The following is a 17,665-nucleotide window of genomic DNA, read 5'->3' on the forward strand; positions in this document are numbered from 1 at the left end:
TTGAATAGTCAGAAAAATGAGTATATTGACATTATTCGTAGTAATCCCACTCCTGATGCTGTTGGGCATGTGGTTCGCTAAGAGCGACAATCAGGTACGTGGCGTGATGGTAGCTGGTTCCAGCGTACTTCTAGTATTTGCTATTTGGCTTACTGTCACATTTATTCAGATGCGAAATGCTGGTAATACTGATGCAATGCTCTTTACATATAGCATTCCTTGGTTTAAGCCATTGAATATCGCATACAGTGTTGGTGTGGACGGAATCTCTGTAGTGATGATTCTTTTGTCTGCTATTATCGTGTTTACAGGAACTTTTGCTTCTTGGCAGTTACAACCAATGAAGAAAGAGTATTTCCTTTGGTTCACCTTATTGAGTTCTGGTGTGTTCGGTTTCTTTATTTCTACCGATATGTTCACCATGTTTATGTTCTATGAGGTTGCGTTGATCCCTATGTACTTATTGATTGGTGTATGGGGTACAGGTCCTAAGGAATATTCTGCAATGAAGTTGACTTTGATGTTGATGGGAGGTTCTGGTTTATTGATTTTCGGTATCCTTGGTATTTACTACTTTAGTGGTGCTACTACAATGGAGGTAACCGAAATTGCAGCAATGAATAACATTCCTGTTCACATTCAGAAAGTTTTCTTCCCATTCCTCTTTATTGGTTTTGGTGTACTAGGTGCTTTATTCCCATTCCATACATGGTCACCTGACGGTCATGCTTCTGCTCCTACAGCGGTATCTATGTTGCACGCAGGTGTATTGATGAAGCTTGGTGGTTATGGTTGTTTCCGTATTGCTATGTACTTGCTGCCTGCAGCTGCTCATGAGTTGGGCTGGATCTTCTTGATTCTTACAACATGCTCTGTTGTTTATGGTGCTCTTTCTGCATGTGTACAGACTGACTTGAAATATATTAATGCATACTCTTCTGTATCACACTGTGGTATGGTATTGTTTGCTTTGTGTATGATGACTCAGACTGCCATTACAGGTGCTGTTCTTCAGATGCTTTCTCATGGTTTGATGACAGCTTTGTTCTTTGCTTGTATTGGTATGATTTATCATCGTGCAGGTACTCGTGATGTTCGTAAGCTTGGTGGTTTGATGAAGATTATTCCATTCCTCTCAGTTTCTTATGTGATTGCAGGTTTGGCTAACCTTGGTCTTCCAGGTTTCTCAGGTTTCGTAGCAGAGATGACAATTTTTGTTGGTGCATTCCAGAATGGAGACATGTTCCATCGTGTTTGTACCATCATTGCATGTACTTCAATCGTAGTTACAGCTGTTTATATTCTCCGTGTTGTCGGTAAGATTCTATTCCAGAAGGTACCAAATCCAGAGTTTTATAAACTTCACGATGCTACGTGGGATGAGCGTCTTGCCATAGCTGGTTTGATTTTCTGTGTTGCAGGTCTTGGTATGGCTCCACTATGGGCTAACGAGATTATTAGTGATGCAGTAGCTCCACTTATCGAACATATTAATACAGCCGCATTTGCAGCAGCTTTGTAATGACAAACTTTAAGTATTTGAAAAAATGAATTTAGATTATAGTCAATTTTTAAATATGTTACCAGAAGTCACATTGATGACTATTTTGGTAATCGCTTTCATTGCAGACTTCTGTTCAGCCAAAAAGGAGGGAGTGGTTAATACTCGCTCATGGTTCAATCCTTTGGTTTGCGTTTTAATGCTGGCTCATATTGCTATTAATATCGCACCTGTCGATGCAGCAACTTGCTTCGGTAGCATGTATTATACTAATGCATCTGTAGGTGTAATCAAGACTATTTTAGCTCTTGGTACTTTAATAGTGCTGATTCAGAGTAAAGAGTGGATGTCTCGTCCTGATACTTCTTTTAAGGAGGGCGAGTTTTATATGCTTGTTATTTCAACTCTTTTGGGTATGAACATGATGGTTAGTGCAAATCATTTTCTATTGTTCTTCCTTGGTCTTGAAATGGCATCAGTGCCAATGGCTTGTTTAGTAGCATTTGATAAATATCGTCATAATTCAGCAGAGGCAGGTGCTAAGTTTGTACTTACCGCCACATTCTCTAGTGGAGTTATGCTTTTTGGTATTTCATTCTTATATGCTGCGACAGGTACTTTGTATTTTGAGGATATTGCCTCAAAGATAACAGTATCTCCTCTTTCTATTATGGGATTAGTGTTTTTCTTTAGTGGTCTTGGTTTCAAAATTTCTTTGGTACCATTTCACTTCTGGACAGCTGATTCTTATCAGGGTGCTCCTACTACGGTAACAGGTTATTTGTCTGTTATCTCTAAGGGTGCTGCAGCATTCACATTGTGTGCTATCCTGACCAAGGTATTTGCTCCTATGGTAGAATATTGGCAGACATTGCTTTTTATCGTTATTGTTCTTTCTATCACTGTAGCTAATTTGTTTGCTATCCGTCAGAATGATTTGAAGCGCTTTATGGCTTTCAGTTCTATTTCTCAGGCTGGTTACATTGTTTTGGCTATTGTTGGTAATACTGCTATGAGTACATCTGCTCTTAGCTATTATGTCTTGATTTATGTAGTAGCTAATATGAGTGTATTCTCTGTTATTAGTTCTGTAGAGGAGCATAATAACGGTGTTGTAACGATGAATAGTTATGATGGTTTGTACAAGACAAATCCAAAATTGGCCGTGTTGATGACTTTGGCATTGTTCTCACTTGGTGGAATTCCTCCATTTGCAGGTATGTTTAGTAAGTTCTTCATCTTTATGGCAGCTGTTAAGGGTATGAGTCTTGATACTACTATGGGTGCATGGGCATATGGTGTACTGTTTGTTGCTTTGATTAATACAGTAATATCGCTTTATTACTATCTGCTTATCGTTAAGGCTATGTTTATCAAACCTAACGAAAATCCACTTCCGACTTTCCAAAGTGCAACTAGTACAAAATTAGCTTTGGCTCTATGTACGGCCGGCATTATAGGATTTGGTATTTGCTCTTGTGTATACGATTGGATTAATGCAGCATCATTGTTGTAATTATAAATGGTTTCCCTGTAAAGGGAAACTTTGATACAAAAAATCCCGTTAGTATTCAACTAGCGGGATTTTTTTATGTATCTATTTTGTTTTTAAAGATCATCAAAGTTAAATGGTATCTCTACAGGGGTAATGTAGATTTCTTTGTTTTCCCATTTTTTAGCAACTTTCTGAGATGAAGGACTTAATTGGCCAAGAATGTATTGTTCCATAATTAATCCACCAAGTGGAGCAGCAAGATCAGCTCCCCATCCTCCGTTTTCGACATACACGCTTACTGCAATTTTTGGATTATCCATTGGGGCAAATCCCATGAATACTGAGTGGTCGTGGCCTTTATTTTCAGCTGTACCGGTCTTTCCACAGACTTTATAATTGGGGTTTCTGATGCTAACACATGTACCATTGATTACAGCAGCTCGCATACCTTCTATAACTTTTTCAAATGCGCTTGGTTCAGGTAACGAAATTCTTTTGGTAGTATAAGAACTATCTAGAGGATGTTCGGGTGTTGGCTTATGTATATGTGGAGTATAGAAGAAGCCACGATTAGCAATGACAGCAGCCAAGTTGCAGAGCTGAAGAGGAGTAGTGTTAACTTCTCCTTGTCCCATCCCTACCCACATAATAGTTGTACCATTCCAACTTCCTTTGTGTGTCGTATTTAAGTAGGTTGCATCTGGTATAAGTCCTCCTATTTCGCCAGCCATATCTATGCCTAGAGGATTGCCTAATCCCATACTTAGCATATATTTGTTCCAAGTATTAATTGCAGTAATTTTGCTCGGATATAATGTTCTGTTGTCAATAAACTCTTTAAAGGCTTTGCAGAAATATGAGTTACATGATTGTCCTATTGCTTGAACTAATTTTAGAGGAGCTTTATGGTCATGACATCCAATGTGTATTTTCTCCTGCCAAAATCCTTTTTTGCAATTGTATTCCTGTTCTGGCACCAACGCTCGAAGTGAAAGCAAAGTTGCAGCTTGTGCAACTTTAAAAGTCGAACCTGGAGAATAATCTACAGAAATTGCTCTATTGATGTTATCCTGAACCTTGTTTTTGCTCACCATACAGAGTATTTCACCTGTAGTAGGATCTATGGCAACAATGCTTCCCTGTTTATTTTTTAATAGCTTTTCTGCAAGTTCCTGTACCTTTAAGTTTATTGTCAGAGGTCCGTCAGTTGGTAAATTTTGGCCTTGAATAGAAATTGAGACCAAAAATAGAACTAAAGATACCTTAATTCTGCTAAAATTCATGATCCTTTTTCTAATATCGGTTTTAAAAATTTTGAAGTAAATCCATTGTCGATTTTAGATATTTCTTCCGGTGTTCCAGTAGCAAGAATATGTCCTCCATTTCTGCCCCCTTCTGGACCAACATCAATAATCCAATCAGCTAACTTAATTACATCAAGGTTGTGCTCAATAATGATGACAGTATTACCTCGATCAACTAATTTTTGAAGCACATCCATTAAAATGCGTATATCTTCAAAATGTAAGCCTGTTGTTGGTTCATCAAGAATATATAAAGTTTTGCCAGTATCTTTTTTAGCCAATTCTGTGGCTAATTTTACACGCTGGCTTTCTCCTCCAGAGAGTGTTGTAGAACTTTGTCCTAATTTGATGTAACCAAGGCCAACGTCTTGAAGAGTCTTAATCTTTGGTAATATTTGAGGTACATTTTCAAAAAACTCTACAGCTTGGTTGATGGTCATATCGAGTACATCTGCAATACTTTTCCCTTTGAAACGTACTTCAAGAGTTTCTCTGTTGTATCTTTTGCCATGACACACTTCGCATGGAACCATAACGTCTGGTAGAAAATTCATCGCAATCGTCTTGTAGCCGTTACCACTACAAGCTTCGCAACGTCCTCCTTTTACATTAAAAGAGAATCTACCTGGTTTATAGCCTCTTATTTTAGCCTCAGGCAGTCCTACAAATAAAGCACGGATGTCACTGAATACACCTGTGTATGTGGCAGGATTACTTCGAGGAGTTCTGCCAATAGGACTTTGATCAACATTTACAACCTTGTCTATATTTTCGATACCTTCAACTTTTTTATAAGCCATTGGCTTCTTTATTGAGCGATAAAAATGCTGAGATAAAATAGGTTGTAAGGTCTCGTTGATTAAGGTAGATTTTCCAGACCCTGATACACCAGTAACCACAATAAGTTTACCAAGTGGAAAACTGATATTTACATTTTTAAGGTTGTTACCATGTGCACCATATATGGTAATCTCCTTGCCATTGCCTTGACGTCGGATAGATGGAATTTCTATTTTTTTATTTTTGTTAAGGTAATCAGCAGTAATGGTATGAGTATTGAGCATATCTTCTGGAGTTCCCTGGAAAACTACTTCACCCCCTTTACGTCCGGCTTTAGGACCAATGTCGACTATCCAATCAGCAGCTCTCATCATATCTTCATCGTGCTCTACCACGATAACAGTATTGCCTAAATCTCTCAATTCTTTTAATGATTTTATTAGACGCTCATTGTCACGTTGATGAAGACCAATACTAGGTTCATCAAGAATATAGAGTACGTTGACAAGCTGTGATCCGATTTGTGTCGCCAATCTGATACGTTGACTTTCTCCTCCGGAAAGAGTTGCAGACTGTCGATTAAGTGACAGATAGTCTAAACCGACATCCAATAAGAAATTTATTCTAGTTTTAATTTCTTTGAGAATTTCGTGTGCAATCTTTTTTGTTGTTCATCCAAGTGTTCTTCCACATGTTCTAGCCAGTCTTTCAACTCAAGAATGTCCATATTGGCAACTTCTGAGATATTTTTATCCCAAATTTTATATGATAAAGATTCCTTTTTGAGTCGCATGCCATGGCATTCAGGGCATTCTACTTCGGCCATAAATTGATCTGCCCATTTCTGTCCAGTGGAGCTTTCATCATTATCAATAACATCCTGTAAATACTTGATGATGCCATTGAATTCTATAAAGTAATCACTATTGGTATGTACTTTATCTTTTGATATTTTGATTTTCTTCAGGCTTCCATGTAGTATTTCATCGATAGCTTCAGTAGGTATATCCTTGACAGGTGTTTTAAGTGTACAGTCATAGTTACCAAGTATTGCTTCCAATTCCCAAAAGATCATCTGATTCTTATATTTGCCTAAAGGAGCAATCGCGCCGTCATGAATATTTTTTTTATTATCAGGAATAACTTTGTTTATATCAATTTCATTGATAACTCCAAGTCCCTTACAATGGTGACATGCTCCTTCTAGAGAGTTAAATGAAAACATGTTAGGGGCAGGGTCACTATAAGCTAATCCTGTTGCAGGGTCCATGAGTCTCTTGGAGAAATTTTTGATAGAACCAGTATCTTTATCCATTATCATAAGTACGCCTTCTCCTTGCTTCATAGCAGTCTTTATACTATTAGCTAAGCGTATGTCGTCGCTACCTTGAACAGCGAGTTTGTCGATAACAACTTCTATATTGTGGTTCTTATATCGGTCAACCTTCATACCCCGAGTAACTTCCAGTATTTCTCCATCGACACGCATATATAAATACCCTTTACGTCTCATGCTTTCAAAAAGTTCACGATAGTGACCTTTTCTTTGGCGTACTAGAGGAGCAAGAATATAGATACGTTTATTAGCGTAATTTGTCTGAATCATCTGGATTACCTTTTCCTCGGTGTATTTTACCATTTTTTCGCCACTTTGGTAGCTGTAAGCGATACCAGCACGAGCATATAATAGTCGAAGATAATCGTATATTTCTGTAGTTGTTCCGACTGTTGATCTTGGGTTTTTGTTAGTTGTTTTCTGTTCGATACTTATTACCGGACTTAACCCTGTAATTTTGTCCACGTCCGGTCGTTCCATATTTCCTAGAAAATTTCTAGCATAAGCTGAAAAAGTTTCTATGTATCTTCTCTGGCCTTCGGCAAAAATGGTATCAAAAGCGAGAGAGGATTTTCCTGAACCGGAAAGTCCTGTTATTACTGTTAGTGAATTGCGAGGAATGACAACATCGATGTTCTTTAAATTGTGAACCCTTGCACCCCAAACATTTATCTTTTCATCTTCTCTTTGCATGATGCTAAACTAATCCTAATTTGTATTACTCTGTAGACGAAGAGGACCAACCTCTCAATATATTTACATCTTTGCGAATATTAAATACTGTTCCATCAGCGCCTTTTGCTTTGACTAAAACATAGTAAACACCGTCTTTCACAGGTTTGCCTCGGTAAGTACCGTCCCATCCTTGTCCTTTGGCAGGACTGTCCCACTCATATAATTTTTGGCCCCAACGGTTGAAAATGTAGGCGTGAAATTCTATAATGCTTTTATAATTCTGTTTTGCCTGATAAATATCGTTTATTCCATCTCCGTTTGGCGAAAAGGCATTAGGCATTTCTAATTTGCTTTCTGTAACTGTAATTGTAAAAGTTTGATCTATAGAAATACTGTCTGTTACATTATCTTTAGTATACCAAGCCTGTAATGCTATGGTATGTGTACCAGAAGTAGTGAAAGTGAATGATGTATTTTCTTCGTTTCTTACTATGGTTTCATCCCCAATATAGAAAGTCCATGTATAGTGCATATCATACTCGTCGATATTGGATGGATTTGCATAAAATAAGCCTTCAATAGGACCAGAGCCACTTCCCCCATTAGCAATAGTGTCACCTTCTGCGCCAATAAAAGATGCTTGTGGTGATACTGTAGGATATGTGTCAGCTTGGATAGCTATAACAGATCCTAGCATTAAAAAGCTAAGAATAATAATATGTCTAAAATATACTTTCATAAATTCTTAATTATGCAAAGTTAATAAAAAGATAGGAGATGTGGAGGTGAAGATGACAGATTTTTTGTATTTTTGCATATGAATTAAAATTTAGATGATGAATAAACACTTATTTTCATTTATAGTATCAGCACTTTGCCTTATATTTAGTTCTGGCTTAATGGCTCAGACTACCAATTAGCGTGAAGTGTATAAAGTTAAAAAGAAGGATACCATCTATGGTATTGCTAATCAGTTTGGTATTTCTATTCCAGATTTGGTGAAAGCAAATCCTGAAATGGCTAAGGAAGGGTATACGTTAAAAAAAGGAGATATTTTGTACATTCCTAACGTAGGAGAAAAGCCGAAGGCTTCACAGACAAAACAAGAAACTCAGAGTTCTGTTGTTAAAGTTGGGATAATGTTACCATTGCATAATAATGATGGGGATGGCCTTCGTATGGTAGAGTACTATCGCGGTTTTCTTTTAGCTGTTGATCAACTTAAGCAGGAAGGTCTTTCTGTTGATGTTAAGTCATGGAATGTACCTCAAGATGCTGATATTAGAAATATTCTTTTACAAGACGGTGCTAAGGAATGCAATATTATTTTTGGACCACTTTATACCAAACAGGTAAGTGCTCTGTCTGGTTTTTGTAAAACTTATAATATCAAACTTGTTATACCTTTTTCTATCGAATCTTCAGAAGTTAATTCCAATTCTCAGATATTTCAAATCTATCAGCCTTCAGCACGGGTGCTGCAGACCACTGCAGAGGTATTTGTAAATCGCTTTAAAAATTTCCATCCAATCTTGATAGACTGTAATGATCCTTCTACAGCAAAGGGTGAATTTACAAAGGAATTACGCAAACAGTTAGATAAAAACAATATTGTATATAGTCTTACAAATATTAATTCTCCTTCAGAATCTTTTGCTAAGGCTTTTGATAGAGTTCGCCCTAATATTGTAATTTTGAATGCTTCTTCTTCACCTAAATTGAATGAAGTTTTCACTAAACTAGATTTTTTGACTTCGACTAATCCGAATCTTAAAATCTCTATGTTTGGTCATACGGAGTGGTTGATGTATGAGAAATACGATATAAAGAATTTCAAAAAGTATGATGTGTATATACCGTCTACTTACTATTATAATCCAACTTCAGAACGTTTTATTACTTTTAATAAAGCTTATAAAAGTTGGTTTCATACAGATATGATGCAGCAATATATTCCACGTTTTGCAATAACAGGATTTGATCATGCAGAATATTTCTTGAGGGGATATCGTAAGTTTGGTCAGAATTTTATCGGCTCTCCTGCTCAGAGTACTTATCAGCCTATTCAGACGCCTTTGCATTTTGGAAGAATCCCTGGAGGGGGGATGATAAATCAAAATTTTCAATTAATTCATTATACAGATAGCAAAATCGAAACGATAGTTTATTAAGATGAAAAAGTTTTTAATTATTCTTGTTTTCTTGAGTACTTTTTGCACATTGCTTCGTGCTCAGGTTGGTGATCATCGTAATGATTTTGCGATAGGTGTCAATGGAGGATATGTACTGAGTAATATTACTTTCCAACCGGAAGTATCTCAGGCTTTTCATGGTGGTGTAAGTGGAGGACTTTCTTTTCGTTATATTTGTGAAAAGTATTTTAAGAGTATCTGTTCTATTTATGCTGAAGTCAATTATGCTTCTGTGGGATGGAAGGAAGATATTCTTGATGCAAATAATCAACCTGTTATTAATAATGTTACAGGTTTGGCAGAAGAATATAGTCGTACAATTAATTATATTCAGATACCTATTTTTGCACATTTAGCATGGGGACGAGAAAGGAATGGAGTTAATTTCTTTGTTAATCTAGGACCACAGTTTGGTTTTTACCTTTCAGAATCAACAAAGACTAATTTTACTTATGAAAATGCTCTTAATACTACTCCTACACGTTCAAATCAGGTGATTGCTCAGGATTCTATGGCTATTGAAAATAAGTTTGATTATGGAATCGCATTAGGTGGCGGTATAGAGTATAGTCATCCCAAAGTGGGGCATTTTCTAGCAGAAGCACGTTATTATTATGGTCTAGGAAATATTTATGGATCTAGCAAGCGTGATTATTTTAGTGCTAGCCGTTATGGGCAGATTGTGTTTAAGTTAACATACTTGTTTGATATAGTAAAAACAAAAAATAATAATATAAAATAATAAAGAGAGAGAGTTTTTATAAACTATGACTGAAATCATAAGAGAAAGGCTCAGTGATAGCTTTAAAGCACGCTGGGCTGCATTAATTATTGTATCCATCACCATGATGATGGGTTATTTCCTTACAGATGTAATGGCTCCTTTGGAGACAATGCTTGAAACTCCTGCTTCAGAGGGAGGTTTAGGATGGCCTAGTTCGGATTACGGTGTATTCTCAGGATCTTATGGATTTATTAATGTCTTCTTAGGAATGTTATTCTTTGGTGGAATCATTCTGGATAAGATGGGTATTCGTTTTACAGGAAATTTATCTTGTATATTAATGGTCGTTGGAGCTGCTATTAAGTTCTATGCGATAGAGTATATGTCGACAGAGGGTACAACTTTAATTAATATTCCTCTTATAGGTGGCTATACAGGACTTGACCATGCTATTAAAAATCAGGTTTTGATAGCTTCTCTTGGTTTTGCTATTTTTGGTGTAGGTGCAGAAATTGCGGGTATTACGATATCTAAGGTTATGACGAAATGGTTTACTGGTCATGAATTAGCTTTGGCTATGGGTATTCAAGTAGCTTTAGCTCGTTTAGGTACAGCTATGACTTTTTGGGTGAGTGTACCGCTAGCCGAGAAGTTTCATTTATCAGCCCCTTTGCTTTTGGGATTAGTTTTGCTGGTTATTGGTCTTTTGTTATGGCTCGTTTATGATGTAATGGATGTTAAACTGGATAAGAGCGATCCTCAGGCGAATAGTTTTGTAGAAGCTGGCGAAGATGAAAAATTCCACTTGAGTGATTTGGGCCTTATTTTTAAAAATCCAGGATTCTGGCTTATAACATTCATGTGCCTATGTTTTTATGGTGGTATTTTCCCTTTTTTGAAGTTTGCAACTAAGGTGATGATTTATAAATACCATGTTGATCCTTATTATGCAGGATGGATTCCTTCTGTAATGCCATTTGGTACTATTATTTTAACGCCTATTTTTGGTAGTATATATGATAAAGTTGGTAAGGGAGCTACATTGATGATTATTGGTTCCTTGATTTTGACGGGTGTACATGTTTGCTTTGCTTTACCTATTGTTGAGCAGACATGGTTTGCTGTATCACTTGTTGTTTTGTTGGGAGTGGCCTTTAGTTTAGTACCTAGTGCTATGTGGCCTTCTGTGCCAAAAATTATTCCGATGAAGCAATTAGGTAGTGCTTATGCAATCATATTTTATATTCAAAATATCGGTTTGACTCTTATTCCGATGCTTATGGGAACCATTATTGAGAATAATACCTATAATGGGGTTCCTACTTTTGTTGTTCCAATGATGACTTTTGCTGGTTTTGGTGTTGCTGCTGTCTTATTTGGTATTCTCCTTAAGGTATTGGATGCAAGAAATAATTATGGACTAGAACAGGCTAATATCAAAGATTAAAAAAGTCTGAAATCTCTATCATATTTATACTCATATTGTGTTTCTAACTTATTATTTAGTTGTGGCACAATATGAGTTTTTGTTTACATATTACATGTTTATAATGATGCTGTTTTTCTCAGTTTGATATATAGCGTAAGTATGTGTTAATTGTCTTAGATTCATATTTTTTGTATTGGTGTCCAATTTTATAGGCTTTCCGTTAGAACACAACTATAAAAACAAAATGGATATCCCAAAATTTACTTTTTATAATAGGTCTGCAATACTTATATATTAGCATTTCGGGCACATATTTTATCGATTTTCAATTTTTACAGTACGTTTAATCTTTGCAAAAAGATTAAACGTACTGTAAAAGTCATAATAAAAGGCGAATGAATAAATTTTTCATTCGCCTTTTATATGAAAGTATATGCTGTTTATTCTATACCCTTCATCATCTTCTTTAAAAGAGGGCAGAGGCAAATTAGAACAACACTTGCAACACCAGCCATTACAACAAAGATAAGGAAGAAATCTGTCAATGTTGCAACTTCCCATCCGAGTATGCTTTGGGCAGGTTTACCAGGTTCAGGGAATAAGGTTGAGAATTTGCCGGCAAGAATGTTACTTGCAGCATTGCTCATAAACCATACACCCATGAGTAAAGAAGCCAAACGTGCAGGAGATAACTTGTTTACCATACTCAATCCGATAGGCGACAGAGATAGCTCACCACAAGTGTGGATTGCATACATTGCGATAAGCCAGAACATACTAACTTTAGAGTTGCCTGTTACACCAGCTGTACCAAAAGCGATAATTGCATATCCTATTGCTAAAAGCATTAAACCGAGTGCTTGTTTCATTGGAGATGCAGGCTCTTTTCCTATTTTTCCTAATTTCTCCCAAAGTATGGCGAAAAGAGGAGCAAAACATACAACACAAATAGGGTTAACGCTTTGGAACCAAGCAGTTTTGAAGTCAATACCAAATAGATTTCTATCTACATTATGTTCTGCAAAATAAGTGAGTGATGCACCTGCCTGCTCGAAAGCTGACCAAAAGAAAATTACGAAAATGGCAATAATATAAATTACGCCAATACGACTCATTTCTTCTTTGGTAAGGCTCTTGTCTGTGATAATGAATACAGGCATTGCTATTGCAATAGCAAAAACAGCAGCAGATATGATATCGTTGAAGTTACCAGCATTAAGACCGCCAAAAGCAATATAGCAAACTATGGCTAAGGCAAGACTTAAGATAGGACGCCATATAGAATTCTTAACTTTAGGAGTTTCGTCCTCTTTAATCTCTTCACCTCTTGATAGAGCTTCTTCTTTAACTAATTGTGATTTAGGTTTGTTACCTATCAACACACCTTCTGGTGTTCTTAGATATTTATTCTTAAGACTAGCAAAGATTACGATAGATAGTACCATAGCACATCCAGCTGTAAAGAAAGCCCATTTAAAGTTAGAAGGATCTTCCCAACTACCCGTACCTACACCTCCGCAAATAAATGGAGCGATGAATGCACCTACATTGATACCCATATAGAATATAGTGAATGCTGCATCTTTGCGATGATCGGTTGGCTCATACAAGTCGCCTACCATTGTAGAGATGTTTGGTTTAAAGAAGCCATTACCAAAGATAAGAGCTGCCAAACCAGCGAACATCAGCATCTTGGCCATGAAATTATCTACATTTGGATCAATTGTTCCACCAAGTTCTGGAGCAATGGTAATACTTTGTTTTACGAAACATGCACTTGCAAATAACAAAAATTGTCCAATGGCCATGATAATGCCACCAGTAATTATACTTTTGTTGTTTCCCCAATAACGGTCAGCAATATAGCCACCAATTAGTGGAGTCAGGTATACGAGACCGGTGTATGATCCATAAATCTGGAAAGCATCAGTTGTTGAAAATAAGGCAGCGACCATGTAAAGAGTAAAGAGGGCGCGCATGCCATAGTAACTAAATCTCTCGGCCATTTCTGTAGCAAACAACAGGTATAGGCCTTTTGGATGTCCTTGTTGATGACTCATTTTATTTTATTTTTTTGTTGTCTATTAAATAATTTATTTTTTCAACCATTTGTCAAGCCATTCAAAGAATGTTCTCTGCCATAAAATTCCATTTTGTGGCTTTAGTACCCAATGATTCTCGTCGGGATAAAGTAGCAATTCTGCTGGAATGCCTTTCATTCGAGCAGCTTTAAATGCTCCCATTCCTTGATTATAATTGATTCGGAAATCTTTTTCACCGTGAATACACAAAATTGGAGTATCCCATTTATCTACATAAAGATGTGGACTTTGGGTATAAGTTTTTTCTGCATTCTTTGATCTGTTCTTTTTCCAGTAAGCGTCTTCATATTCCCAGTTAGAAAACCAATCCTCTTCTGTGTCAGTGTACATAGATTCAAGATTGAAAGCTCCATCGTGAGCAATAAATGCTTTGAAACGCTTGTTGTGGTGTCCTGCAAGATAATATACAGAGAAACCGCCGAAACTGGCACCTACACATCCCAATCTGTCCTTGTCTACATATGGTAATTTTGCCGCATCATCGATGGCACTTAGGTAATCGTTCATACATTGACCTGTCCAATCACCACTTACTTCTTCGTTCCATGCCTGTCCAAAACCAGGTAATCCACGACGGTTTGGAGCTACGACAATATATCCTTGTGCAGCCATAATTTGGAAATTCCAACGGTAGCTCCAAAATTGTGAAACAGGGCTCTGTGGACCACCTTCGCAGAAAAGTAAAGTAGGATATTTTTTGTTTTCATCAAAGTGAGGAGGTAATATAATCCAAACTAACTCTTTTTTGCCATCTGTTGTTTCTACCCATCTTTGGCTTACCTTTCCCATTTGCATTTGATCAAGAATATGCTTGTTCTCATTGGTGATTTGAGTTACTGCGCTCTTCTTGGCTTTGTCTGAAGGCTTGATAAGGTAGATATCATCAGGATGAGAAATACTGTGGCGTGTAGCAATTAGCATATTCGTGTTGCCCAAAGTCTGAATGCTTCCATAGTCATACCATCCATCTGTGAGCTGTTTTATCTCACCATTCAAATTAGTCTGGTATACCATTGTGGTTGCTTCCCAAACACCGATAAAATATAGTGTTTTAGAATTATTAGCCCAACAATAATCATCGACATTAGAATCAAATGTTTCTGTTACATATTTTTTTGTGCCTTTTTTAATGTTATATATACAAAGGCGATTTCGGTCACTTTCATAACCGTCTCTTTCCATACTTTGCCAAGCGATGTAGTTTCCATCAGGAGAGAACTTTGGATTGATGTCGTAGCCAACATTGAAATCTCCGTTTTGATGATTTACAGCTTGGTCTTTTAAACTTTTTGTAGGATCAACTTTTGGTGCCTTATAATCTGCAGGTTTGCAAAGGTTAATCGTCTTTCCGCTTTCTATATTGTACAGATAGATATCGGCATCTGTTGATATGGCATAGTCTACACCTTCTTTCTTTCTGCAGGTGTAAGCTACATTTTTTGAGTCAGGACTCCATGCAAATTGTTCAATACCGCCAAATGGTGCTAATGGACTTTCGTATGGTTCACCTTTTAGAATGTCTATACCCTCTGTAATTTTGTCATTTTTTAATTCTGCTACAAAGGGATGTGCTATTGTTTCAACATAGTGATCCCAATGTCTGTAATTAAGGTCTGTTACAACGCGTCCACTTGCTAGAGGTAAGTCTGAAGGATTTTTTTTGATGCTACCATAATATGGTATACTCATTATAAGTAACACTTTTTTGCCATCAGGTGAGAAACGAAAACCTTCAATGGCAATTTTTGAATTGGAGAGTTGTTTACGGTTTTTGCCGTCAACGTCCATTTTCCAAATTTGACCGTCTCTTAAAAAGGCTAGGCTTTTACCATTTTCTATCCAGGCAACATCACTTTCACTTTTAGCATCTTGGGTAAGTTGTATTTTATTCTTACCATTGCTGTCGCTTACATAAAGGATTTGGTGTCCTTTGTTTTCTTTAACACTGTAGTAACCTACTTGATAGGCGATTTTTTTCCCGTCTGGTGAGGTCGTAACTCCTCCGATTCTTCCCATAGCCCATAATGCTTCTGGGGTCATTAAATCTCTCTCAAGTTTTATGTTACTCTTTCCAATCATAGTTTGTGCTTGTACAGTACTGCAAGTTAGAATTGCAGCAGCTGCCAACGTTATTAAATTGTTCATAATTAGAAGTAGTAGATTAAAAGGGCGGGCATTAGAATGTCCGCCCTTTTTTTTATTTATTTAGACTATTTTTCTTGCGTTCTAATTCTTCTCGTTTGCGTTGCATTTCCATCTGTTCTTGTTGTATAGCTTGTAAACGAGCAGCTAAGCCTGATACCTTTTGGGGATTGGTTTTATTTTCTTTGTATCTAGCTTCTAGAATCTGAAGTAGCTTTTCGTCGTTTGTTGTTTTTCGAAGTGTCCACATGATGGCTGCGCTGAAAAACAAGCTGACAAAATAGTAGAAGTTCAAACCTGCACTATAATCATTGAACATGAAGAAGAACATGAGCGGCATTAAAAGCATCATCCATCTCATCATTTTCATTTGTTCTGCCTGTTGGCCTACCATTTGATCTTTTTGTTGCTGCATTGTGAACCAGCTATATAGAATGTTTGCACCACAGAATAAGATACAGGTTAAGCTGATGTGGTCGCCTAGCATCCATAGATTGGTTCCCCATTCGAAGATAGGATCGTATGTACTCAAATCGTTAATCCACAAGAAACTCTCACCACGGAGTTGGATTGCGTTAGGAACGAAGTTGAACATAGCAATCCAAATTGGCATCTGAATGAGCATTGGTAAACAGCCTGATAATGGACTTACTCCGTATTTTGCGTATTCAGCCATCATAGCCTGCTGTTTCTTCATTTGATCCTCTGGCTTATCGTATTGTTTGGTAGCTTCTTCCAATTTAGGCTTAAGAACTCTCATTTTAGCAGAGCTCATATAGCTTTTCTTTACCATTGGATAGGTGATAACCTTTAAGAGTAAAGTGATAAGAATTAAGACAATACCCATTGGAAATACCTGGCTAAGCCAATCAAATACGTAAAGTGTGAACCATCGATTAATGATTCGGAATAATGGCCATCCTAAGTATACTAATCGCTGTAATTCCAAGTCTTTGCCAAAATTGCTTTCAGACTCAACCTTTTGTAGAAGTCGGAAATCGTTTGGGCCATAGTAGAAATCAAATTCTGAAGGTTGTTTTCCTGTTGGATCAAAGAATGTTTTCAACTTAGCTTGGTATTGTTTAAGATAACCTGATTCTTTGTCCTGTGGAATACTTGTCATTAAAGCATTCTCTTGAAAATCATTCTTGGCAATCATCACTGATGAGAAGAACTGATTTTTGAAAGCGACCCAATCTACTTTCTCTTCTATCTTTTCGTCAATAGCTTCTTTTGTTTCATTCAAATAATCTGTTCCACCTTCTGTATTGTGATAGGTGAGAGTAGCATATCTATTTTCGAATGAGAATCCTCTTTCTTGCTGGCGACAGCGTTCAGCCCAGTCAACATCCATTGTATTTGTATTAGGTGCAAAAATGCCAGACATGCCGTTTACACTTAACTGCATGTGGAGCATATAATCTTTACCTAATACATAGCTCAGCTTAATGTTTTTGCCAGGAGCAGCCTCTGCAGTAAATACGACTGTAGAGTCTGTAACTTCAGAAGCTGTAAAATATAGTTCAGAAGTAACGATGTTAGCCTCTTTAGCTGAAAGCATAAATTTGAGGGCTTGATCTTTTTGATCAAACAAAGTTACTTTGTCCTGATCTTTTGAACCATCTTTTACTTGAATGTTATGACCTACATAGTTCTTAATAACAGCTTTTTCTACTGTTGCACCTTTGGTATTTAATGTTAGCTCAATTTTATCATTATGCAATGTAACCGTTTGAGCTTTACCATTCAATGCAGAATGAAACAAAGCTGTTGTATCTTCAAGAATTTTTGCTTTGGCAGCTTCTTGTTTGGCTTTTTCAGCATCCTTAAAGGCCTTCTCGGTCTTTTTCTTAGCTTCTTCTTGCTTTGCAAGTTGTTCTTGTTGAGCTTTAATTTCTTCTTCTGATGGCTGAGTATACCAGCCATAACCGATAATAAGAAGGGCAATAAGAACTATGCCTGTAATGTTATTCTTGTTCATTTAT

At 36.9% G+C, this 17,665-nt stretch carries 10 protein-coding genes and 1 pseudogene; 5 read left to right on the plus strand and 6 right to left on the minus strand.

The window, feature by feature from the left end; all coding sequences use genetic code 11:
- The first annotated feature begins 16 nt into the window (after nt 1–16).
- Both L6469_RS00950 and L6469_RS00955 read left to right on the plus strand, forming a co-directional pair.
- Nucleotides 17–1,522: a complex I subunit 4 family protein gene (locus L6469_RS00950; RefSeq protein ID WP_006282546.1), complete on the plus strand. Its 1,506-nt coding sequence runs from the start codon at nt 17–19 to the stop codon at nt 1,520–1,522.
- Between the two features lie 25 nt (nt 1,523–1,547).
- The gene (locus tag L6469_RS00955; protein ID WP_006282545.1) at nt 1,548–3,017 is read left to right on the plus strand and encodes an NADH-quinone oxidoreductase subunit N; all 1,470 of its coding nucleotides are present in this window, start codon (nt 1,548–1,550) and stop codon (nt 3,015–3,017) included.
- Nucleotides 3,018–3,109: 92 nt separating this feature from the next.
- Here the strand turns inward: L6469_RS00955 and L6469_RS00960 are convergent, their stop codons facing one another.
- From L6469_RS00960 to L6469_RS00970, 3 genes and pseudogenes are all read right to left on the minus strand, one after another.
- Nucleotides 3,110–4,279, minus strand: coding sequence for a penicillin-binding transpeptidase domain-containing protein (locus L6469_RS00960; RefSeq protein ID WP_006282544.1), 1,170 nt, complete (start codon nt 4,277–4,279; stop codon nt 3,110–3,112).
- Nucleotides 4,276–7,109: pseudogene (gene uvrA / locus L6469_RS00965) on the minus strand (excinuclease ABC subunit UvrA). The gene L6469_RS00960 and the pseudogene uvrA overlap by 4 nt, the downstream one beginning before the upstream one ends.
- A 25-nt stretch (nt 7,110–7,134) precedes the next feature.
- The gene (locus L6469_RS00970; protein WP_006282542.1) at nt 7,135–7,830 is read right to left on the minus strand and encodes a T9SS C-terminal target domain-containing protein; all 696 of its coding nucleotides are present in this window, start codon (nt 7,828–7,830) and stop codon (nt 7,135–7,137) included.
- Nucleotides 7,831–8,017: 187 nt separating this feature from the next.
- Here L6469_RS00970 and L6469_RS00975 point away from each other — a divergent pair, with 187 nt between their 5' ends.
- Genes L6469_RS00975 through L6469_RS00985 form a run of 3 tightly spaced genes read left to right on the plus strand, consistent with a single transcriptional unit; the run spans nt 8,018 to nt 11,454 of the window.
- On the plus strand, nt 8,018–9,262 hold the full coding sequence (locus L6469_RS00975; protein WP_317208500.1) for a LysM peptidoglycan-binding domain-containing protein: 1,245 nt from the start codon (nt 8,018–8,020) through the stop codon (nt 9,260–9,262).
- A gap of 1 nt (nt 9,263) precedes the next feature.
- On the plus strand, nt 9,264–10,025 hold the full coding sequence (locus L6469_RS00980) for a porin family protein (RefSeq protein ID WP_006282540.1): 762 nt from the start codon (nt 9,264–9,266) through the stop codon (nt 10,023–10,025).
- 25 nt (nt 10,026–10,050) lie between these two features.
- On the plus strand, nt 10,051–11,454 hold the full coding sequence (locus L6469_RS00985) for an MFS transporter (RefSeq protein WP_027454107.1): 1,404 nt from the start codon (nt 10,051–10,053) through the stop codon (nt 11,452–11,454).
- A gap of 422 nt (nt 11,455–11,876) precedes the next feature.
- On the opposite strand, the gene L6469_RS00990 is transcribed toward L6469_RS00985, so the two are convergent.
- The 3 genes from L6469_RS00990 to yidC are packed head-to-tail and all read right to left on the minus strand — an operon-like array spanning nt 11,877 to nt 17,661.
- Entirely contained in the window at nt 11,877–13,496 is a 1,620-nt protein-coding gene (locus L6469_RS00990; RefSeq protein WP_006282538.1) for a peptide MFS transporter, read from the minus strand.
- 33 nt (nt 13,497–13,529) lie between these two features.
- Entirely contained in the window at nt 13,530–15,683 is a 2,154-nt protein-coding gene (locus tag L6469_RS00995; RefSeq protein ID WP_039870455.1) for an alpha/beta fold hydrolase, read from the minus strand.
- A 52-nt stretch (nt 15,684–15,735) separates the two neighbouring features.
- The gene (yidC, locus tag L6469_RS01000) at nt 15,736–17,661 is read right to left on the minus strand and encodes a membrane protein insertase YidC (RefSeq protein ID WP_006282536.1); all 1,926 of its coding nucleotides are present in this window, start codon (nt 17,659–17,661) and stop codon (nt 15,736–15,738) included.
- Nucleotides 17,662–17,665: the final 4 nt, after the last annotated feature.

Origin of the sequence: Segatella baroniae B14 (assembly GCF_022024235.1) — a bacterium.
Classification (GTDB): Bacteria; Bacteroidota; Bacteroidia; order Bacteroidales; family Bacteroidaceae; genus Prevotella; species Prevotella bryantii.

What these genes read in the sequence shown, in the direction of transcription:
- L6469_RS00950 (WP_006282546.1), top strand. Translation starts at nt 17, where the DNA reads ATGAGTATATTGACATTATTCGTAGTAATCCCACTCCTGATGCTGTTG.
- L6469_RS00955 (WP_006282545.1), top strand. Translation starts at nt 1,548, where the DNA reads ATGAATTTAGATTATAGTCAATTTTTAAATATGTTACCAGAAGTCACA.
- L6469_RS00960 (WP_006282544.1), bottom strand. Translation starts at nt 4,279, where the DNA reads ATGAATTTTAGCAGAATTAAGGTATCTTTAGTTCTATTTTTGGTCTCA.
- L6469_RS00970 (WP_006282542.1), bottom strand. Translation starts at nt 7,830, where the DNA reads ATGAAAGTATATTTTAGACATATTATTATTCTTAGCTTTTTAATGCTA.
- L6469_RS00980 (WP_006282540.1), top strand. Translation starts at nt 9,264, where the DNA reads ATGAAAAAGTTTTTAATTATTCTTGTTTTCTTGAGTACTTTTTGCACA.
- L6469_RS00985 (WP_027454107.1), top strand. Translation starts at nt 10,051, where the DNA reads ATGACTGAAATCATAAGAGAAAGGCTCAGTGATAGCTTTAAAGCACGC.
- L6469_RS00990 (WP_006282538.1), bottom strand. Translation starts at nt 13,496, where the DNA reads ATGAGTCATCAACAAGGACATCCAAAAGGCCTATACCTGTTGTTTGCT.
- L6469_RS00995 (WP_039870455.1), bottom strand. Translation starts at nt 15,683, where the DNA reads ATGAACAATTTAATAACGTTGGCAGCTGCTGCAATTCTAACTTGCAGT.
- yidC (WP_006282536.1), bottom strand. Translation starts at nt 17,661, where the DNA reads ATGAACAAGAATAACATTACAGGCATAGTTCTTATTGCCCTTCTTATT.